The following is a 20,300-nucleotide window of genomic DNA, read 5'->3' on the forward strand; positions in this document are numbered from 1 at the left end:
ACCGGCGAACTCGTCACCTTCGCCGCCTTCGTCAGCCACAAGCAAACGGACGTTCCGCTCGACGCGGCGCCCGCCGGCCTGATCGTCAACTTCACCAGCAACGGCGAAACCGTCGCAACCACAACCACGCCAATCTGCACCGAAGTCGCCGGAACCTGCCAGGCACGCCAAGAGGCACACCTCAGATAGCGTGCCGCACAAAGACCAACAGAAGCCCCGCAGCTCACGTTGCGGGGCTTTTTTTCAACAGCACGATCACAGCGCCTTGCATCTGGTTCATTGACAACGGCCTGACGGATGGCGCTGAGCGATCGAGCGGAATCCCAGTCACCTCGCCACAGAGTTCTTGCGGCGATATCCAAGCGGATGATGCCTTGGCACCACCGTCAGCCAGACCGATAGTGCCGCACCGATTGGCAATCGCGGATAAGGAGCGGCAATCTAAAGAAACGCGCCCGCCAGACCCCCGCCCGTAGGCGAGGGCCAAGAGTCGTTGGCCGAGTTACTGGGTCGTCCCGTTTCTGTAGAAGGCCGACACCTGCGCCGCTGCGTGGAACATCAGCGCGGACGCGGCCGTCCGCCTGTCCCATCCGGCCATCGCCAGCCGGTCGAGCAAAGTGTCGACCAGCGGGGCGAGCGCGGTCCTTGCCTCGGCATCATGCGCCAGGAACTCCGCGGGCGGATGGTGCGGTGCGGGCACATGGTCAAAGTCTGGCATGACCGTCATGTCAGTCTCCGATCGACGTCTGGTCATCGCCCGCCCCCCGAACAGGGAGCGGGCGGTTCCGGCACGGATCGTCAGAAGTCCATTCCGCCGGCGGGAAGCGCCGGGGCGACATCCTTCTTTGGCCTTTCGGCGATCATCGCCTCCGTCGTCACCAGGAGGCCGGCGACGGACGCCGCATCCTGCAGCGCGGTGCGAACGACCTTTGCCGGGTCGATTACGCCCTGCGCGAAGAGATCGCCATATTCGTTGGTCTGGGCGTTCCAGCCGAATGCGAAGTCGGTCCTTTCGCGCAGCTTGCCGACGATGATCGAACCTTCCGCGCCGGCATTCTCGGCGATCTGGCGAACCGGCGCCTCGATGGCACGGCGCACGATCTCGACGCCGTGCTTCTGGTCGGTGTTGTCCACCTGAACGTTGTCGAGCGCCCTCGCCGCGCGCAGCAGCGCCACGCCGCCGCCGGGCAGGATGCCTTCCTCGACCGCAGCGCGGGTCGCGTGCAGCGCGTCGTCGACGCGGTCCTTCTTCTCCTTGACCTCGACCTCCGTCGCCCCGCCTACGCGGATCACCGCAACGCCGCCCGCAAGCTTTGCCAGACGCTCCTGGAGCTTTTCGCGGTCGTAGTCGGAGGTGGTCTCCTCGATCTGCGCCTTGATCTGCCTCACCCGGCCCTCGATCTCATCCTTCCGGCCTGAGCCATCGACGATAGTGGTGTTTTCCTTTTCGATGACCACCTTCTTGGCGCGGCCGAGCATGTCGAGGCCGACGTTTTCCAGCTTGATGCCGAGGTCTTCCGAGATGGCGGTGCCGCCGGTGAGGATGGCGATGTCCTCCAGCATGGCCTTGCGGCGGTCGCCGAAGCCCGGAGCCTTGACGGCCGCCACCTTAAGCCCGCCGCGCAGCTTGTTGACCACCAGCGTCGCCAGGGCCTCGCCCTCTACATCCTCGGCGATGATGATCAGCGGCTTGCCGGACTGGACGACGGCTTCGAGCACCGGCAGCAGCACCTGAAGGTTCGACAGCTTCTTTTCGTGGATCAGCACGTAGGGCTCGTCGAACTCGACGCGCATCTTGTCTTGATTGGTCACGAAATAGGGGCTGAGATAGCCGCGGTCGAACTGCATACCCTCCACGACCTCGAGCTCTGTCTCGGCAGTCTTGGCTTCCTCGACCGTGATGACGCCCTCATTGCCGACCTTTTCCATCGCCTGTGCGAGGAAACGGCCGATTTCAGCGTCGCCATTGGCCGAGATGGTGCCGACCTGGGCGATCTCGTCGTTCTTCGAGATCTTGCGGGCATTGGCCTTGAGCTCGGCGACCACCGCGTCGACCGCCCTGTCGATACCGCGCTTCAGGTCCATCGGGTTCATGCCAGACGCGACGGCCTTCGCGCCTTCCTTGACGATGGCCTGCGCCAGCACCGTCGCGGTCGTGGTGCCGTCGCCGGCGAGGTCGTTGGTCTTGGAGGCCACCTCGCGCACCATCTGGGCGCCCATGTTCTCGAACTTGTCCTCCAGCTCGATTTCCTTGGCGACGGAAACGCCGTCCTTGGTGATGCGGGGTGCGCCGAACGACTTGTCGATGACGACGTTGCGACCCTTGGGACCGAGCGTCACTTTCACAGCATTGGCGAGAATGTCGACGCCGCGCAGCATCTTCTCGCGCGCGTCGGAATGGAATTTGACTTCCTTGGCAGCCATTGGATCACTCCTTCAATAGGCAGCTTTCATGGACTGAAACGTGGGGAAGAAGCCGTCAGGCGGCCTTCTTCAGCGTGGCGGCATGTTCGATGACACCCATCACGTCGCTTTCCTTCATGATGAGCAGGTCCTCGCCATCGAGCCTGATCTCGGTGCCGGACCACTTGCCGAACAGGATGCGGTCGCCGACCTTGACGTCGAGTTCGACCAGCTTGCCGGTCTCGTCGCGCGCACCGGGTCCGACGGCGATCACCTCGCCTTCGCTCGGCTTCTCCCTGGCAGTGTCGGGGATGATGATGCCGCCAGCGGTCTTTTCCTCGGCTTCGATGCGGCGGACCAGGATACGGTCATGCAATGGACGGAACGCCATATTCGTTCTCCTTCAAGGACAAACAGATTTTGAAGTTCCTCCACACCGGACAGGCAATATCGGGCCGGTGCGGGGTGCTGCGACCCCGAGAGGGCATCGCGCTTCAACGAGCTAGTTTTCGGATTCCGGCGTTTCAAGAGGCGAACGCAAAAATTTCAGCACTCTCGTGCGACGGCTGCTAGTACGATGAAATCATGAGATAAAAACACGCACGGCGAAGATTTCGCTCTTGAAAATTGCGGCGGGTCGAGCAAAATTTCCGCAGTCCCGTGTACGATCGCACGGCCCGGATATCGGATCGAAACGGAGTTTTTTGGAACGGCAGAACGGAAGGAGGACAGCGATGCGCCGAACCGGTTTTTCGACGATCATTCCCTCTCTCGCGCCTCGGGCGGAAGACATCGCCCTAGACCGGCTTCTCTCGCCGGGGCGTCACTACAAACACCCTGATGACGTGCTTCGCGACGCCACGCTGGAGCATGGCGAAAAACGCGCCATCCTGTCGTCATGGGCGTCGGATGCATGTGCGGTGGAATCGATGCCTGCCTTGCGTCAGCCGCCGGGGGCGGAAAGACCGGTCCCGTTCGACAGCATCATGGATGCGCTGCGTCGCCTCGACCAGACGCATCCGGGAGCGCGGGACGGCGCATGTGCCGGTTCGAATGAGCCGCATCGTCTGGACGCATGAAGCAGTAACGGAGAGACAGATGCCAGCGATCGCCAGTCGCGAATTCCGGATGCAGATGGAAGGCTACGGCCTGACCACGGCGCAGATCCATTACCATCTCCCCGACCATCCCAGCCTGCTGCAGGTTTACGTATGGCAGGAATACGACCTCGCTCCGAAATTTCCCGAACTGCGCGGCTTTCTCGATTACTGGACAGAAACGCTCGAAGGGGCGCTTCACTCCGTGCGCGTCGCCCACCACCGCCTCATCCAGCCTTCCGAGTGGAAGGCAGTCGACGGGATAATCGCCCTTCATTGAAGGCAAACATGCAGGGTGTGTGGAGCGCTGGTTGCCGTCATCGGCGGTAGAGGATCATCCCGGCATGATGGAGAACGTCGTCGATGAAGTCTCCATCGGCGGTGAAGCCGGTGTCGTCCCAGTATTCGATGTGCGTGCCGGTCACTTCGTATCGGCCTTCGTAGGCGCGCTCGCGTGTCCCGCGCGCTTCCACGTAGCGGCCGGTGGGCAGCAGCTCGTGGCGGATATGGCCGTCCTCTGTGACCCAGAGCCCGACATAGGGATGGCTGGCTTGCATTTCGGTTTCCTCGGCTGTCACGGGGTGGGCCAGAAGCGTTGCCGCGATCAACATTGCAAAGGTACGCCGCATGGTCGAACTCCCTGTTTCACGATTGGGTTGGTGGCGGAGAGACGACCGCCTGGCGGCCGTCTCGGCTGTGACGTTTCTGTCTACTGGGCTGCCTATTGCTGGCGCGGCTCGTTGGTATCGACGACTTCCTGATAGGCGACGAGGTCGAGGAACGCCTCCGCCTCGACGACCGAACCTTCCTCCATCCGGAATATCCAGACGAACTGGTTGCGATAGGGTGCGCCTGAAGTGGTGGTCGCCGAGGCGTCGAAGCGGATGATGACCCTGTCTTCCGCGGCCCAGATATGATGGACCTGCGGCGTCAGCGGGGACGCCAGCCGGCTGACGAGCGGGACCGAGCCGCGCTGCATGAAATCCTCGGCGCCTTCGTAGGTATCGGCGACCGGGCCGGAACCGTGGATGGTCCAGCGGACGTCAGGGGCGAGCAGGTCGAAGACACTGCCGCTGCCGGCAGCCCATCGCTCGAACGCCTCGCGCACGAGCGTTTCATTGCGGATTTCGGCGCTCGAGGCGGTGGTGCCGGCTTGCGCCGGTGCGACAGCAACGAAGAATGCCAGTGCAATCAGCAGATTGCGGGCGGCGGCTGGCCTTTTTCTCGAAGCAGGGATCATCGGTTCACTCCATTCTTGCAGGGTTGCGGTATTGGCCGGGGCAGCCACCAGGTGGCCGCTTTGCATCGGCGCATCGGTCATCAATTCGTCGATGCGGTCGGACGGATGGTTATCTCGGTCGTGTCGACCCCGGCCGGCGCCTCGATCACCTGTCGGACGGCGCGCGCGATATCGGCCGGCTGAAGCGCAACGGCGCGGTATTCGTCCATCAGCGCCCGCGTGCGCTCGTGGGTGATGGTGGAGGCGAGCTCGCTTTCGACCACGCCGGGATTGACGCAGGTGACGCGGATACTCGTGCTTTCCTGCCGCAGGCCGTCCGATATCGCCCGGACCGCAAATTTCGTGGCGCAATAGACCGCCGCGGTCGGCACGACCTGCAGCGCGCCGATGGACGCGATATTGATGATCTGGCCGCTTCCCTGCGCTTCCATGGCGGGCAGCACCGCGCCTATGCCCCAGAGCACGCCCTTGATATTCACGTCCACCATGCGATCCCACTCGTCCTGCTTGCCGGCCGCAAGCGGCGAGAGCGGCATCACGCCGGCATTGTTGACGAGCACATCGATGCGTCCCCATTTCTCCTTCGCGGCCTGAGCGAAGGCGGCCATGGACGAGCGGTCGGTGACGTCCAGCGATCGTGCCTCGGCGGTCCCGCCAGCTTCGCGGATGTCCGCAGCGATCGCCTCGATCCGATCCAGCCTGCGTGCGCCCAGCAAGACTTTCGCGCCGGCACCGGCAAGCTCGCGGGCTATGCCTTCGCCGATCCCGCTGGAGGCGCCGGTGACAAGGATGGTCCTGTTCATTTCATGCTCCCTGCATCAGTTGCGAGGGAAGATGGACGCTCGCTATCGGTGATGGTATCCATCGCGTACTGGACTGACTGGTTAGCAATGCTGGACAATGACTGTCGATCTCAACCTGTTGCCGCTCTTTCTCGCCGTCGCGGAGGAGGATAATTTCCGGGCCGCTGCCGATAGGCTGGGCGTGACGCGCTCGGCCGTCAGCCAGGGCATGCGGCGACTGGAGGACACGGTGGGTACGGCGCTCGTCATGCGCACGACGCGGTCGGTGCGCCTGACGGAAGCCGGCGAGCGTCTGCACGACGCGCTTTCCCGGCCGCTCTCGGATATCGAAACCGCACTTGAAAGCGTCTCGGCGGAGAACGCGCCACGCGGGCTCCTCAGGATCGCTGCCACCTCGATCGCCGAGCAATTCCTTTCCGGTCCGCTCATCGCGTCATTTGCAGCGGCCCATCCGGGTGTGACGATCGACGTCACGGTCACCGATGACGAATTCGACATCGTTGCTGCCGGCTATGACGCCGGCGTCAGGCTGGGCGAGGTGATCGAGCAGGACATGATCGCCATCCCCATCGCCGGCGATCAGCGGGAGATGGTGGTCGCAAGCCCGGCCTATCTCGCCGCCCACGGAACCCCCGCGCATCCGCGCGAACTCGTCCGTCATCGCTGTATCGGCTGGCGCCCCGCACCCAATGTCGCGCCCTATCGCTGGGAATTCGAGGAAAACGGCGTTGCCTTCGACGTTGCCGTCCAGCCCCAGATCACCACCAACGACCTTCGCCTGATGCTGCGCACCGCGCTTGCGAGCGGCGGGATCACGTTCGCGCCGGAAGAGACGTTTCGGCCGTTCGTGGAAACGGGTGAACTCGTGCCTCTGCTCGGCGAGTTCCTGCCGCCGTTCCCGGGGTTTTTCCTCTACTTCCCCCAGCGCCGCAACATGGCCCCCAAGCTGCGCGCGCTGGTCGACCATATCAGGCGCTCGAACGCCTCCTGAGCCGCGCGTGGGTCGACCACCGCCGGGCAAAGGCGTGTGCGTTCAAGGATACAACTTGTTGATGAAGGCAATCTGCGGAATTTGGCGCACCACTCGCAATGACAGAGTGAACTTCTATGTCATTGAATTAGAAAGAGAAAAACGATCTTCGCGTAGATGGTTCGGTTGACGATTCTGATTTTCTTCTGAACTAGGCAAGCGCCTGACGGAGTTGATGGCACCTAAGCGACAGCGCCCACCGGCGATCTCCACCTAGGGGGTTCACGCGCTGATCGGGCTAGCCGTGATCGTTGGGCTTGTGTGGCTATTACTCTGAGACGGCAGAAGCTTTTGCGAACCCTAGCCAGAACTGGATATCGCAGAGGAAATTGAGAGGGCGAGGGATGCCCGCTGTATACAGCGCCTTTTCTTCTTGCACCTATTCCTCCCGGTGAAATCGCCCCCGATAGTGCGCCCCAGCGAACTCTGCTATTGAGGCGCACAGGGATGGGAGGGAATTTGATGGAGAAAGCCGTTGGGGCAGCCTCGCTGGTGGCGATGCTTACAGCCTGCCAGTCGTACCCTGACCAGCCTAGCGGCGTGTTTAGCGTCACCGGCGATTATCAGGCGATCGCCGATTGCACCTACCTGAAGTTGCGCGAGAACGGATATTGGCGGAAGGACGATCTGCCGAGTCTCAACAAGACGGAACTGGTTCTCGGTACCAACACTGTCGCCGCCGGTCGCATCGATTTCAGTGCATCCGGCGCGAACGCAACTACCGTCTCGATACTGTTTCCGACCCCTATTCAGGGCCGAGACCACTACACCAACCAGTTCCGGCCGATCGTGGAAAGCTGCCTCGGGCCGAGCTGACAGAGAGGGGAGGTTACCAGCAGTTCATCTTCGCGATCCGCAGCGGAACTCCTATCGCCGGCGCTCCGGCAACAGCCGAATACCTTCCCGTTGTTACGGCCGCACAGTGCGTCGAGCAGTGGGCCGGGCCGTTCCGTCTCCCCTTGTTGAAGGGTTGCGCATAACTCCGTTGGTGAGTGGCGAATGCCGCGCCAGCTTTTGCACCAACCGAGTTTCTTAGGTTTATCACAACTGCTCGTCGCGCCACAGCGGTCGGCGTATGTATTGAACTTCCACCGGCCGAATGCGGGCATGTCAGGATGGAAAGTTTTCACACCGCAGCACCTATCTTTGCCAATACCGCAGACCAAGACGCCAAGGATGCCGCCAAGGGGTGCACCATGGCCGCCTAACGCATCAGCGTAGCGTCGTCGACGAGAAGCCTGTCAGCTTGCCTGGTCGACGATCTTGGTATCGGACTGCTTGTAGCGGAACTTGACGTCGGTGAGACCGGCCGCATCCGAAAGTTCTGCTGCAAGAAGCTGCGCTGTGAAGATGTCGATGATGCCCCGCAGCACGAGATCGTCACTGGCGGGCACATGCACCACGGTCAGCTTGCCGCTATCCGATATGTCGGTGTTGCTCGTCACCAGCAAGGCTGGGCAGCCGATATCGTTGAGGTTTTCGGCCAGTGCCAGTTCGCGCGCGTCGCCGAAGATCACCACACCCGTAGCTGCGTCCATCGATTCCATCGGACCGTGCAGATAGTGACGCGTCTCGTAGCCCGAGGCGGGCAGGCGTGCCGCTTCGCGAATCAGCAGCGATGCGCCGTCCGCTGTGCCGATGGATGCGCCCGCCCCGACGCAATCGATGGCGCGGCGGTCGCGGAACAGCTCGGCCAGTCGGGGCATCTTTTCGGCCGCGCGGCCCTGCACGTCCTTCGTCAGTTCCGGCAGGCTGGCCCAGTCTGCACCGCCGCTGCCGTGTATCGCATCGATTGCAAGACCTGCTGCCAGCAGCGTGGCGGTGTAACCGGTGCTGGAAGGTGTGGCGTCAGAGCCGTTGTTCAGCTGGATGTGAAAGGTTGCAGTCTTCGCTAGCGGGCTTTCAGGGTTGTTGGTGACGGCGAGGGTCTTGGCGTTCGGAAGCTTCTGCAATGCCTCGACGGTTTCCACGCTGCGGCCGCGATGCGACAGCGCCAGAACTGTGTCCGCGATGTCGTATCCAGCCATCATCTCGCCCGAACGGACCGGAAACGCGCGGCGACCACGGCGCTGCAGTTCGGCGGCCACCACCACGGCGGCGGCATAGGACGCGCCGATGCCGGTGACGGCCATCACGCCCGATGAGAGTGGTGAAAGATCGAGGCTGGCCAGTTCCGCTTGTGCTGCTGCGAGAGTGTCGGCTAGCGATTCTGGCTGCCGGGCGACGGTGGAGCGATAGCTCATTGAACTGACCTTTCGTACATTAGGAAACGGCGGTGTGAGGGCTGGCGTGGAGATCGGCAGCCAATCTGTCGGCAAGCACGATGGCGCCTTCGACGGGTGGCCCCTCGTGCAGGAACAACGAAAACTCGGTCCCGCACAGCGCGGCGACACCGGCGCGGAACGCGTTCCACAGCCGGGGCTGCGAGGCGATGACGCTGCCGCCTGCAACGGCCGAACCGGCTTGCGAACCACGCAGCCTGAGGCGTGCGACAAGGTCTGCGAGTGCGCGACCGCCTTCTTTGATCACCGCGTCGGCAAGGGGCGACCCCTCGTCGGCCGCGTCGAATATCAGGCTGGCGTGGCGGCCGACAGCCGTCGCACTTCCCAGGCTGCCAAGCCGGCTGCCGATGCGCGCGGCGGACGGAATTTCCAGGGAAGCGAACAGGCGGCGCACGAGAGGGTCGTCCTCGCTCCCGCCGCCATCCAGGTGCAGCGCGACCGTGCGGGCCGCCTCGCGCACGAGGCTCGCGGCACTGCCTTCATCACCGATGATCCATCCCCACCCGCCGGCCACCAGCATTTCCCCGTCGGCCGTACGGCAGACTGCGATAGAGCCGGTTCCGGCCACCACACCAATCTGCTGCTCCAGCCCGAAAGCCGCCGGCATCAGCTCGGCATCGTTGACAACGCGCACCGGAAGCGGTCCGGCGCTGCGAAATGCATCCTCGAACGCCTCACACTCGCTTTTGTCGTCGCAACCATGCGCCCCGATCCCTATTGCCGCGAGCGGCGCATCGTTGGTGAAGCGCGCGATCAGCTCGAGCAGCGATCGCGCGTCGCGTTGCCACTCACGATGTCGCCAGTCCCCGGTCGGCACGACGAGATCGCGCTGGCCCGCCGCCTCGCGCAGGCGCAGGTGGGTTTTGGTGCCCCCTATATCGACGCCGACGACACTGGCCTGAGGGGCCAGCGGCGTCACCTGACGTGTTGTCATGTCGGTCAGGCCCCGCTTTCACGCAGCCGGCGACCGCCGGTATCGAAGAGGCGCATGCCTGCCGGGTCGATCGCAACCGTGCAGTTTTCCGCGCCGTCATGACGCTTGCCGTCGCTGCGCGCGATCACCGGCGTGCCGGCAGGCAGCTTGCCGTGAATGTAGGTGACGTCCCCAAGCTCCTCTGCGAAGCTGACGAAAACCGGCAGTTCGCTGGAAGCACCGGTCCCGATCCTGACATGCTCCGGCCGCACGCCGAGCGTGACGATCTTCACCGATGCATCGAAGCCTCGGAATGGCACACGCAGAGTGCGGTCGCTGCCGCCGACACCAGCGAGCGTGACATGATCGGCGCCGACCTCCTGCACAGAAGCGTCGAGAAAATTCATCTTCGGCGATCCGATGAAGCCGGCAACGAAGCGATTGTCCGGATCGTCGTAGAGATCGAGCGGACGGCCGTACTGTTGAACCACGCCGCCGTTCATCACCACGATCCGGTCGGCCAGCGTCATCGCTTCGACCTGATCGTGCGTGACATAGATCATGGTGGCGCCGAGGCGGCGATGCAAGTCGATCAGCTCGGCGCGCATCTGCACACGCAACTCGGCATCCAGGTTCGACAGCGGCTCGTCGAACAGGAATACTTTCGGCTTGCGCACGATGGCGCGGCCGATGGCGACGCGCTGCTTCTGACCGCCCGAGAGCTGGCCAGGCCTGCGCTCCAGCAGTTGCTCGAGCCTGAGGATCGCAGCGGCCTGCCCTACCTTCTCGCGGATCGACGCTTTCGGCTCGCCCGCCATCTTGAGGCCGAAACCCATGTTTTCGGCCACCGTCATATGTGGGTAGAGCGCGTAGGACTGGAACACCATCGCCGTGCCGCGCTTGGCCGGATCGATGTCGTTGACGCGCTGCCCGTCAATGAACAGATCCCCCGCACTTTCGGTTTCGAGCCCCGTGATCATGCGCAGCAATGTCGACTTGCCGCATCCCGACGGGCCGACGAACACGACGAATTCGCCCGAATTGATCTTCAGGTTGACGTCTCTGAGCACCTCGACCGCGCCAAAGGACTTCGAGACGGATGTGATTTCTACTTCAGCCATGATTTTCTCACTGTATCCGTTCAGCCCTTGGAGCCCGACATGGCGATGCCTTCGACGATCTTGCGCTGGAAGATGAGGAAGAAAATCAGCGGCGGCACGGCAGCCAGCAGGTTCGCCGTCATCACCACATCCACCGTCTGGTGCGAGAAGGGTGCGTTGAAGAGGCCGACGACCTGCCCGACGGTGTAGGTGTCGGGACGCGGAGCCACGATCAGGGGCCAGGCGAAATTGCCCCACGTCTTCATGAAGGTGAGGATGGCCAGCGTCACCATCGCATTCTTCGACAGAGGCAGGGCGATGTACCAGTAGATCTTGAAGTGGCTCGCCCCGTCGAGCCTCGCCGCCTCGATCATCTCCATCGGCAGGGTGCGCATGAACTGCACCAGCATGAAGAGGCCGAAGGCAGATGCGAGCCCCGGAACGACCAGGCCCTGCATCGTATTGAGCCAGCCTAGATCGGCAACCAGCAGGTAGGTCGGAATGATCGTGACCACCGTCGGAACCATAAGCGACAGCATCACCAGCCCGAAGAGAATCCGCTTGCCGGGGAAGTCGAACAGCGCGAACTCGAAGGCCGCCATCGAACCGATCAGCATTACCCCAAGAATGGTCAGCAGGGCGTAGGCGATGGTGATGTAGTAGGCGCGCAGATACTGTGTCTCCGTCAGGATCATTTGGATCTTCGACAGGCCCGAGCTGAGCGAAGTCGGATAGAGCCGCGGATTGATCGATACGGGTGTTCCGGGGTCGGAGAAGACGACGTTGATCATCCACCAGATCGGAAACACCGCCACGATCGCCACGCAGATGGCGACGACCCATTTGAGGAAACGCCACGTCCAAAGATCGGCGATAACGTACCGGTTGGCGGCGGAGGCTCGGCTGGCGCTCATTTCGGCGTCCTCCAGGCGCGCACTGCAAACATGGCGGCCGTTATAAAGATGATGACGGCGGTGAGGATAAAGCCATAAGCTGCGGCTTCGCCGAAGCGCACCGAACCGAACGCCCTGCCCATCATGTCCATGACGGGGAACAGAAGCGCGCTGCGGCGTCCGCCGTAGGCCGTAAACGACGATCCGGTCAGCAGCCATGGCACGTCGAAGACCTGCAGGGCTGAAATAAACCCGTAGGTGATGACGAAGAACAGCACCGGCGCCAGCATCGGTATTGTGATGTAGCGCACCTGCTGGATTCGGCTTGCGCCATCGAGCCGTGCGGCTTCGTAGAGGTCCTGCGGGATATTCTTCAGCCCGGCAAGCAGGATGACCATGTTGAAGCCGGCCGACACCCAAACGTCCACGGCGATAAGCGCGTAGAGCATCATGCCGGTGTCGTTGAGGAAGTTGATCGAGGGCATGCCGAACCAGCCCAGCACCATGTTCACCAGGCCGAAATTGGGCGCATACATCCAGCGCCAGATGGTCGCGGCCAGAAACGCCGGCAGCACCACGGGCAGAAAGAAGGCACTCCGGAAGAAATTGGCCCAAAAGCCGCTAAAGCTGTCCACCAGCAATGCCAGTCCGAATGCCACCGTAATGCCAAGCGGCACGGTAATCGCGATATAGGTGAGCAGGTTAGACATGGAGCGCGAGAAGTCGCGCGAGTTCAGCACCGCCTCGTAGTTGGCCAAGCCGACAAAACGCGCCTCGGTCGCGGCATTCCAGTCATGGAAGCTGTAATAGAGCCCACTCACGATCGGGTAGAGGAAGAACGCCGCAAAGAGCACGCCGAATGGCAGCACCATCGCGTAATGCGGCAGAAGTCGTCTGGCACTCATGACGGCTCCGAAAAAGTGAGGGGCATGGGTTGATTAGGATGGACGGATGGCGCGACTTCACGCGCCATCCGGGATGCCGGCTTATCGTGCCAGGCAGTCGTTCAGCTCTGCGATCAGTTCCTCTGCGCCCTCTTCGGCCGTGTATTCGCCGTCGGCGACGGCGGAGGCCATGTCGGTCATGATCGAGCGGTAGCAGTTCGGCACCGCACCGACGAAGTAGGGCGGCATCACGTCCATGGCGTACTTCACCGCCTCTACCGACTTGACGATCAGCGGCAGCGCTGTGACTTCCGGATCGGCCATGGCGGCTGCGTTGGCGTTGTAGCGCGACAGCAGCTTGGCCCAGCGCGCCATCTGGTTCTTTTCAGTGATGTAGGAAGCGAACTTCCACGCGATCTCACGGTTCGGGCCAGGCGCGATGCTGACGAACTCGTAGCTCTTGATGCCGCCATGGTCGCCTTCCGTGGCACCGGGCACGAGCACGAAGTCGTATTTCAGGCCGGAATCATTGGCGGCCTGCGCGTAGGTCGGGTTGACCCACGGCCCGACGACGTGGAAGGCGAGCTGGTTGGTGATGAACAGGTCGCGCGTGCCCTGGTCGTTGCGGCTGGTTCCGCTGTTCATGGGCGCCATGTCGATAAACATCTGCATGGTACGCGTCATCGACTCAGGCTCGATCAGCGTCTCGCGAGCCTCGAAGTCGATGCCCCACTTTTCCTTGTCACCGCGTACGGCGTACATGCTGGCGACAGAGTTGAAGACCTGAGTCTGGTCCGGAACGGCGAACTTGCCGGCTTCGCTTACCTTCACCATCTGCTCATGCCACTCTTCCCAGGTGGCGGGCGGCGTGGTGGTGTCGACGCCAGCTTCCTCAAGCACCGTCAGGTTACGATACATGATCTCGCCGAAGCCGGTGTAGGGGATGCAGTACATCTCCTCGGGCTTGGGCGTGCAGCTTGCAATAGCGGCCGCGTCGAACTGGTCGCGGAATTCCTGCGGCATGGCCATCCATTCTTCATGGATATTGGCCAACGCACCCACTTCCACCAGCTGCGCGCCGACGGCCAGACCGTTCATGAACACATCGGGAAGCGTGCCGGATGCGGCACCCGCGATCTGCCCGGAGGTGAGGTCGTCGTCGCCCCTGCCCGAGATAACGATCTTGACGCCGGGGTTTTCCGCCTCGAACTCGGCGATGAATTCCTGCTGCAGCTTCAGCGCCTCGCCCTGTGCGAAGTCGGAATAGACCCAGTATTGCAGTTCCTGCGCAGAAAGGGCGCCGGCACCCAGAAAGGTTGCGCTTGTCGCCAGTATGGCAGCGCGGCACGTCGTTGCGATCATGATAGTCTCCCTTGTCAAAACACCCTCGAAACACGACCTGCCCAAGCGGCCGCTTATTATGTTAGGCAAGTTAACAAAAAAAATCGGTGACGCAACGAAAATCGTATTCGGGCGCGATTCCGACAAGCCGTCAGTCCCGGCTCTCACCCAGCAGCAAATCGACGGTCTGTTCGCAGGCGAGCTTTTCGATGCCAAGAACGGTCGCATCCTGGCCCAGTGTGCTGGTGCGGACCTCTACAGGATAGCTGAGTCGGTTCGCCACTTCGGAAACGGTCGGCATCAGGAGCGGGCTGCCGCCCATCCCGCCGCCCAACACGACAAGCCCGGGGTCGGCAACGCTGACGCAGCTTGCGACGATCGCGCCGATGTCCTCGGCGTGGCGCGTCACATGCGCAAGCGCGGTGGCGCAACCCTCGCCCGCCCGCGCCATAAGGTCTGCAGCATCCGCCGGTGCCTTACCTGAGGGTTCAGGCCACGCCGCCACCACGCGCTGCATGAAACCCTCGGTGCCCATATAGCGCTCGATTTCGCCTGCTATCGGTTTGCTGCCGTCCGCCATCGGGAAAGCGAGATGCCCGATTTCTCCCGCCGCCCCATTGCGGCCCCGCAGCAATCTGCCGCCAAGCATCAGCCCCATGCCGATTTTCAGCCCGATTTGTACGTAGGCGAATGTCTCGGAATCCTTAGCGATGCCATAGGAACGCTCGGCAACGGCGGCGCAGTTGACGTTGTTTTCCAGCACGACCGGTACGTTTGCCGGAGGCTCGAAGCAGCTGAAGATTTCCTCCTGTCGCGTCGCGCTTCGGTCGCCCTGGGGGCCCACGACCCGCGACGGCACGGCGATGCCGATCATGCGCAACGGCCCCCAGCCGGGGTCGGTCTCTGTCAGCGTTGCTGCCACCTCTTCTGCCACCGCGCGGCTGATCTCCTCGCCTAGCAGAAGCTGGCTAGCCGGCAGCCGGTAAACGCGGCTGTGCAGGAGCCGCCTGTCGATTGTGGATACGCGCAGGCGCACATGCGTGGAACCTGCATCGATGGCGATCACATGGCCCGCCGTCGGACCGGGGCGGTAGATTGCGGCCTTGCGCCCGATCAGGCCTTGCACCTCACCGATTTTTGCGACGAGGCCGAGCTGCTCCAGCTCGGCGATGGCAGCCGACATGGTCGGCCGCGACAGGTTCAATGCCTCCCCAAGCTGCGGCCGGGTAGAGGGATCGCCCTCGGCCAGCAGTCGGAATATCGACTTCGCACTGGCGGTCAGCGACCCTGCCGGGCTTGATTCGAATGGTGGCCGCAAACGATGCCTCTTTCTTTTGTTCTTCTGCTTTGCAAAAGTAGCTGCGTTCGCCGGTCGTCTTCAACCCGCAACATCGGCCCTCAGGAGAATTTTGTGACAGACCTAATCCGCCACGTCCCCATCGAGGCTGCAGAGCCGGGCTTCGACGTTCCCGCTTTGCCCGGAATGGCTTTACACGAAATTCAGACGCCGGCGCTACTGGTTGATCTCGACGTCCTCGACCGCAACATGGAGCGCATGCGTGTGGCGGCCCAAGGGGCTGGCGTGCGGCTTCGCGCGCATGCCAAGACCCACAAATCGGCCGACATCGCACGCCTTCAGATGGAACGGGGCGGCGCCTGCGGCATCTGCTGCCAGAAGGTGTCGGAGGCCGAGGCCATGGTGCGTGCGGGCATTGCCGACATTCTCGTCGCCAACGAGGTTCGCGATCCGGCAAAGCTCGACCGGCTGGCACGGCTGGCAGGATGTGCACGCATTATCGTGTGCGTAGATGATCCGGCGGCAGTGGAAGACCTGTCAGCCGCTGCACAAAAGGCCGGAACCAGGATCGAAGTACTGGTCGAAATCGACTGCGGAGCCGGACGCTGCGGCATAGCGCCAGGCGAACCAGCCCGCGACCTGGCGCTGGCGGTTTCCTGCGCACCTGGCCTGCAGTTTGCCGGCATTCAGGCTTATCACGGCGGGGCCCAGCATCTGGCGACGGAACTGGAGCGCCGCGACGCCATCGCATCAGCCGAGACCCTGACGCGCAAAACCGTGGAGCTTATCGCGGCGGAAGGGCTTTCCTGCAACATCGTAGGCGGGGCAGGCACCGGCACGTATCCGCTGGAGGCCGCCAGCGGCGTCTGGAACGAGTTGCAATGCGGTTCCTACATTTTCATGGATGCCGACTATCGCCGCGCGCTCGGTCCCCTGGCCAACGCCGGTTTCGAGCATGCGCTCTTCGTTCTTTCTTCTGTGATGAGCAGGGCGCCGGGCCGCGCTGTGGCAGATGCGGGGCTCAAGTGCTTCTCGGTCGATAGCGGCCTTCCAGTCGTTCACGATCTCGACGGCGTCATATGCACCGGCCTCTCTGACGAGCACTGCCAGCTCGACGACCCACAGGGACGTCTTGCGATCAATCAGCGTCTGCAATTGATCCCCGGTCACTGTGACCCGACCTGCAATCTCTACGACTGGTATGTCGGCATTCGCGACGGCAAGGTCGAGACGCTTTGGCCGGTAACTGCACGCGGCAAGGTGTTTTAACCTGATGCCCTAGGCTCATTGGTTGGAGCGTCACAGGTACCAACCGAAAGACATGCGTGCGTAGCGGAAGGAAATTATTGGCTAGGCAATTGGCAGCTTTCTCCGCATAGCCGCTCAAAACCTGCCAGTCAGTTCTCAACCCCGGGCAAGTCGTTGGCGTCGTCCCGACCCGCTGGAGCCGGGAAATGTTTTCCCACTACCGCTCAGCGGCCATCTACGGTCCGTCCGGTTCAGGATGAGACACTGGGAAAGCCGACCTTCGGCAAACGACGCCTTTGCGGTCGTTCACAGGGCTGGCTCGGTTAGTGAGAAGCCGCCGTCCGTTTTCGCATCAGGCAGCGTTGAAGTCGAACGGTGCTTGCTGGAGCAGGTCTGGCCCGCGGACGAACACCTTACAGGTTCGACGTGCGCGGGTGATGCCGTTGTAGAGCAGTCTGGCTTTCAGCTCATCGCTCCCAAGCAGCGGGATGCCGCGCCTGCGCTCGCTAGCATAGGCGCGAAAATTTGCGGCCTTCCGCTCGACCAAGGCACGAAGTTCTGGTGCCGTCCAAAGCGTCTTGCCCTGAAAGATCATCGATTGAAAAGCGGCCGCCCCAACTTGCGACATTCAGTCGAACTCTGCGAGAACGCATTCGCGAGGGTAATCCCGTCCTGCGACGCAACTACCTAAAATCGATCATCGGCGCAGTCGTAGTTGAACAGGATCGAATCCGAATCGTAGGCCACAAGCCGACGATTGCGGAGACCGTAGGCGCACCTTCATTTGCCGAAAAAAAGTTCATAGTTTCGAACCGAATTGGCGCACCCGACAGGATTCGAACCTGTGACCTCTGCCTTCGGAGGGCAGCACTCTATCCAGCTGAGCTACGGGTGCTTGTCGGGCTGAGCCCGACGCCAGCGCAAACATAACGCCGATGACGCGGTTCATACAGGATGGCAGCGGCGGCTTCAACTACTGAAAAATGAAGGTTCGGCCCCCTGCGCTCCGCCACTAAACGAACCGAAATAGGCTGGCCGGCTTCCCTAAACTCCATGGCACGAACCATCTTTCGGCATATGCCTATTTGCGCGCCATGCAAAAGTAACATTTCCGCCACAGTTGGCGTGGTGCGAGATGCGCCCCTAACGCGCGCGGAACATTTAGATTGCGCGGCAAAGCAAATAAGGCACATTTTTGCCGTGGGGACACCCGGAGCCTGATCGCGATTCCTCCCAAGGCGCGGATGAGGTCGGGGAAAGCCCGGGCGATAACAATGTCGAAACGGAGACATTCATGAACATCAAGGGGCTTTTCCTTGGCCAGGCCGCAGCGCTGCTGGCCGTGTCTGGCGCTCAGGCCGCCGATGCCATCATCATGGCAGAGCCGGAGCCTATGGAATATGTGCGCGTCTGCGACGTCTACGGTGCCGGGTTCTTCTACATTCCCGGAACCGAGACCTGCCTGCAGATCGGCGGCTACATGCGCTACCGCATGGATTATGTGAAGATCGGCGGTCAGCCCTACGAATTCTCGAAGACGGCCCGTTTCGCGCCCAGCTTCGATGCCCGCAACGAGACCGAGTGGGGCACGCTGCGCAGCTTCGCGCACCTGTTCTTCGAGTGGAACTCTGTGACCGGCAATGACGTCTATGCCGACATGGCCTTCATCGAGCTGCAGACGGCCAGCGGCTCGTTCCTCATCGGCAAGAACGACACGCCCTATGCCCGCTTCTTCGGCGGCTACGGCGCCGATGGCGACCTGGACGGCGACTACGGCAGCCAGATCTACAACAGCGGCGAGCTGTCCTACACCTATACCGGCGCGAACGGCTTCTCGGCTGTGATCGCCGCGATTGAATCCATTGACATCACGACCGGCGCTGGCACCGGCAAGTTCCAGCCAAACATCGAAGCCGGCGCGATCTACGAGCAGGACTGGGGTTCCATCGGCGGTATCGTCGGCTACGACAATCCCGACGATTCGTGGGGCGCCAAGGGTGTGGCCCGCTTCAACTTCGACCCGTTCTCCGTCGGCGTCCACGTGCTGTACTCGAGCAGCGAGAGCGGCGTCTACGGCGCGGCCAACCCGGATTCCGGCGAGACCTCGGAGTGGTCGGTTCTGGCCCATGCCGGCGTGCAGGTCAGCGAGAAGGTTTCCGTCAACGGCTACTTCCAATGGTTCGACGCAACCACCAGCAGCCCGAGCGCCTATCAGGTCAAGGGTGGCCTGGGCCTGACGCCGGTCGAAAACCTCGAGATCCTCCCCGAGGTGCGCTACACCAAGGTTTCGGGCGGCGGCGACGCCTGGGAAGGCGTTCTGCGCTTCACCCGCAGCTTCTAGAGCATGTTGCAGTCGGGTGGACTCACCCGGCGTCGCATACATGCGGCTAAATCAATAAGTTGGACCATGATGTCGTCCGAAAACCGGTTCCCACTTTTCGGCATCATTGTCTAAAAGCGCGACATTTCGATTGCGAAACCCGGCGGGCGACCGCCGGGTTTTTTGTTGACTTCGCCAACCCATCTGCTCCCTATCGCGGCGCCGCACGAGCATATCGAGGCACAAGCCGCAATCGGAGAGCCATGCATGACCGAAGCCTTCCAGCGCACAGACATCACGCTGGCCAACTGGCGTCTTTCTCCCTTTAGCCGCTACAGCTTCGAGCATGTCGCCGAGTTCGTGCCGACGGCCGACGTGTCCGCTCGGGGCGAAAGGGAAGCGCCCTCCCCGGGCCCGGCGGCTTTGGCGGAGATGATGCTGGAGGACACCGATGGAAGCCCGATTACCGCGCTTGCGCATATGCGCCGCTCGCACACAGACCATGCAGTCGTCATGCGCGACGGCGCGGTCATCGCTGAGTGGCTGGCCGACCACGCGAATGCCTCGCGCCCGCACGTCATCTTCTCGATCAGCAAGTCGCTGACCGGCATCCTGGCCGGCATCGCGGCGGACGAAGGGCTGCTCGATGCCGACGCCCCGGTCACCTCATATGTGCCTTCCATGCGCGGTTCGGCCTATGGCGATGCGCGGGTACGCGATCTCCTCGACATGACCGTCGATCTCGATTTCGACGAGGAATATCTGGACAATGGCGGCGCGTTCGACCGCTACCGGCGCGCGATGCTGTGGAACCCGGAAAGGTCGGAGACGCACCCGGAAACCATGGAAGGGTTTCTAGCGACGCTCGGCAGGCGCGGCGAGCCGCACGGGAGCCGGTTCTACTACGCCTCGCCCAACACCGACCTTCTGGGCCTCGTCATCGAGCGGGCTACCGGCATCCGGTATCACCGCTATCTGGCCGAGCGGTTGTGGACGCCGATGGGCGCACGGGGTGCTGCCTGCGTCACGGTCGACCGTGTCGGCACCGCGCGAGCGGCCGGCGGCGTATGCGTGACCACGCGCGATCTGGCGCGGCTGGGCCAGCTCGTGCTCGATGGCGGGCGCACGGTTGACGGACATCAGGTCATTCCGCGCGCATGGATCGACGATATGCACAGGAACGGCAACAGGCAGGCGTGGATCGTCGGCAACTTCGCCGATGTGTTCGCGGATGGACGCTATCGCTCCTGCTGGTACGACGTCGGCGACGGGCGTGGGAGCTTCGCGGCCATCGGCATCCATGGCCAGTGGCTGTGGGACGACCCGCAAAGCCGCGTCGTCATCGCCAAGACGGCGTCGCGGCCGGATGCCAGCAATGACGATGCGACCGCGCTTGAAATCCGCATGCTCGCACAGATCGCAAAAGCCTTTGAAACGCTGTAAAGCGAC

The 20,300-nt window shown here is 62.6% G+C and carries 22 protein-coding genes and 1 tRNA gene; 8 read left to right on the forward strand and 15 right to left on the reverse strand.

The window, feature by feature from the left end; translation table 11 throughout:
• Positions 1–189: hypothetical protein (locus FY036_RS23730; RefSeq protein ID WP_161601094.1), on the forward strand; the 189-nt coding region annotated here is incomplete at its 5' end.
• 313 nt (positions 190–502) lie between these two features.
• Here the strand turns inward: FY036_RS23730 and FY036_RS04755 are convergent.
• From FY036_RS04755 to FY036_RS04765, 3 genes are all read right to left on the reverse strand, one after another.
• Positions 503–727 (reverse strand): hypothetical protein, encoded by a 225-nt coding sequence (locus FY036_RS04755; protein ID WP_148913569.1) that lies wholly within the window; start codon positions 725–727, stop codon positions 503–505.
• Positions 728–798: 71 nt separating this feature from the next.
• Positions 799–2,424 (reverse strand): chaperonin GroEL, encoded by a 1,626-nt coding sequence (gene groL / locus FY036_RS04760; RefSeq protein WP_148913570.1) that lies wholly within the window; start codon positions 2,422–2,424, stop codon positions 799–801.
• Between the two features lie 55 nt (positions 2,425–2,479).
• Positions 2,480–2,794: a co-chaperone GroES gene (locus tag FY036_RS04765; protein WP_148913571.1), complete on the reverse strand. Its 315-nt coding sequence runs from the start codon at positions 2,792–2,794 to the stop codon at positions 2,480–2,482.
• A gap of 343 nt (positions 2,795–3,137) precedes the next feature.
• Between FY036_RS04765 and FY036_RS04770 the strand changes: the two genes are divergently transcribed.
• Together FY036_RS04770 and FY036_RS04775 are read left to right on the forward strand one after the other, a co-directional pair.
• Positions 3,138–3,482 (forward strand): hypothetical protein, encoded by a 345-nt coding sequence (locus tag FY036_RS04770; RefSeq protein ID WP_148913572.1) that lies wholly within the window; start codon positions 3,138–3,140, stop codon positions 3,480–3,482.
• A gap of 19 nt (positions 3,483–3,501) precedes the next feature.
• Positions 3,502–3,780 (forward strand): usg protein, encoded by a 279-nt coding sequence (locus FY036_RS04775; RefSeq protein ID WP_148913573.1) that lies wholly within the window; start codon positions 3,502–3,504, stop codon positions 3,778–3,780.
• 37 nt (positions 3,781–3,817) lie between these two features.
• Here the strand turns inward: FY036_RS04775 and FY036_RS04780 are convergent, their stop codons facing one another.
• The 3 genes from FY036_RS04780 to FY036_RS04790 form a co-directional block, all read right to left on the reverse strand.
• The gene (locus FY036_RS04780) at positions 3,818–4,129 is read right to left on the reverse strand and encodes an Atu4866 domain-containing protein (RefSeq protein ID WP_148913574.1); all 312 of its coding nucleotides are present in this window, start codon (positions 4,127–4,129) and stop codon (positions 3,818–3,820) included.
• Between the two features lie 92 nt (positions 4,130–4,221).
• On the reverse strand, positions 4,222–4,740 hold the full coding sequence (locus FY036_RS04785; RefSeq protein WP_148913575.1) for a nuclear transport factor 2 family protein: 519 nt from the start codon (positions 4,738–4,740) through the stop codon (positions 4,222–4,224).
• 80 nt (positions 4,741–4,820) lie between these two features.
• Positions 4,821–5,543 carry an SDR family oxidoreductase gene (locus FY036_RS04790; protein WP_148913576.1) on the reverse strand — a complete coding sequence of 241 codons (723 nt, stop codon included), beginning with the start codon at positions 5,541–5,543 and terminating at the stop codon, positions 4,821–4,823.
• 97 nt (positions 5,544–5,640) lie between these two features.
• Here FY036_RS04790 and FY036_RS04795 point away from each other — a divergent pair, with 97 nt between their 5' ends.
• Complete coding sequence (locus tag FY036_RS04795) at positions 5,641–6,534, forward strand: LysR family transcriptional regulator (protein WP_148913577.1); 894 nt, start codon at positions 5,641–5,643, stop codon at positions 6,532–6,534.
• Positions 6,535–7,035: 501 nt separating this feature from the next.
• Positions 7,036–7,389, forward strand: a complete 354-nt coding sequence (locus tag FY036_RS04800) for a hypothetical protein (protein ID WP_148913578.1) — start codon at positions 7,036–7,038, stop codon at positions 7,387–7,389.
• A 425-nt stretch (positions 7,390–7,814) separates the two neighbouring features.
• Here FY036_RS04800 and FY036_RS04805 read toward each other — a convergent pair whose 3' ends face one another.
• From FY036_RS04805 to FY036_RS04835, 7 genes are all read right to left on the reverse strand, one after another.
• Entirely contained in the window at positions 7,815–8,816 is a 1,002-nt protein-coding gene (locus tag FY036_RS04805) for an SIS domain-containing protein (protein WP_148913579.1), read from the reverse strand.
• A gap of 19 nt (positions 8,817–8,835) precedes the next feature.
• Entirely contained in the window at positions 8,836–9,789 is a 954-nt protein-coding gene (locus FY036_RS04810) for an N-acetylglucosamine kinase (RefSeq protein WP_148913580.1), read from the reverse strand.
• Positions 9,790–9,794: 5 nt separating this feature from the next.
• On the reverse strand, positions 9,795–10,889 hold the full coding sequence (locus FY036_RS04815; protein ID WP_148913581.1) for an ABC transporter ATP-binding protein: 1,095 nt from the start codon (positions 10,887–10,889) through the stop codon (positions 9,795–9,797).
• A 20-nt stretch (positions 10,890–10,909) separates the two neighbouring features.
• Positions 10,910–11,782 carry a carbohydrate ABC transporter permease gene (locus tag FY036_RS04820; RefSeq protein WP_148913582.1) on the reverse strand — a complete coding sequence of 291 codons (873 nt, stop codon included), beginning with the start codon at positions 11,780–11,782 and terminating at the stop codon, positions 10,910–10,912.
• Entirely contained in the window at positions 11,779–12,666 is an 888-nt protein-coding gene (locus FY036_RS04825) for a carbohydrate ABC transporter permease (RefSeq protein WP_148913583.1), read from the reverse strand. Before FY036_RS04825 ends, FY036_RS04820 begins: the two co-directional genes overlap by 4 nt.
• A gap of 81 nt (positions 12,667–12,747) precedes the next feature.
• On the reverse strand, positions 12,748–14,007 hold the full coding sequence (locus tag FY036_RS04830; RefSeq protein WP_148913584.1) for an extracellular solute-binding protein: 1,260 nt from the start codon (positions 14,005–14,007) through the stop codon (positions 12,748–12,750).
• Between the two features lie 130 nt (positions 14,008–14,137).
• On the reverse strand, positions 14,138–15,304 hold the full coding sequence (locus FY036_RS04835; protein WP_235897525.1) for an ROK family transcriptional regulator: 1,167 nt from the start codon (positions 15,302–15,304) through the stop codon (positions 14,138–14,140).
• A 165-nt stretch (positions 15,305–15,469) separates the two neighbouring features.
• Here FY036_RS04835 and FY036_RS04840 point away from each other — a divergent pair, with 165 nt between their 5' ends.
• On the forward strand, positions 15,470–16,552 hold the full coding sequence (locus FY036_RS04840) for a DSD1 family PLP-dependent enzyme (RefSeq protein WP_235897540.1): 1,083 nt from the start codon (positions 15,470–15,472) through the stop codon (positions 16,550–16,552).
• 331 nt (positions 16,553–16,883) lie between these two features.
• Here FY036_RS04840 and FY036_RS04845 read toward each other — a convergent pair whose 3' ends face one another.
• Together FY036_RS04845 and FY036_RS04850 are read right to left on the reverse strand one after the other, a co-directional pair.
• Positions 16,884–17,159 (reverse strand): hypothetical protein, encoded by a 276-nt coding sequence (locus tag FY036_RS04845; RefSeq protein WP_235897526.1) that lies wholly within the window; start codon positions 17,157–17,159, stop codon positions 16,884–16,886.
• A 190-nt stretch (positions 17,160–17,349) separates the two neighbouring features.
• Positions 17,350–17,426, reverse strand: a tRNA-Arg gene (locus FY036_RS04850).
• Positions 17,427–17,825: 399 nt separating this feature from the next.
• Here FY036_RS04850 and FY036_RS04855 point away from each other — a divergent pair.
• Together FY036_RS04855 and FY036_RS04860 are read left to right on the forward strand one after the other, a co-directional pair.
• Complete coding sequence (locus tag FY036_RS04855; protein ID WP_148913586.1) at positions 17,826–18,872, forward strand: porin; 1,047 nt, start codon at positions 17,826–17,828, stop codon at positions 18,870–18,872.
• A 246-nt stretch (positions 18,873–19,118) separates the two neighbouring features.
• The gene (locus tag FY036_RS04860) at positions 19,119–20,294 is read left to right on the forward strand and encodes a serine hydrolase domain-containing protein (RefSeq protein WP_148913587.1); all 1,176 of its coding nucleotides are present in this window, start codon (positions 19,119–19,121) and stop codon (positions 20,292–20,294) included.
• Positions 20,295–20,300 lie beyond the last annotated feature (6 nt).

Source organism: Neoaquamicrobium microcysteis, assembly GCF_008180155.1.
GTDB lineage: Bacteria > Pseudomonadota > Alphaproteobacteria > Rhizobiales > Rhizobiaceae > Aerobium > Aerobium microcysteis.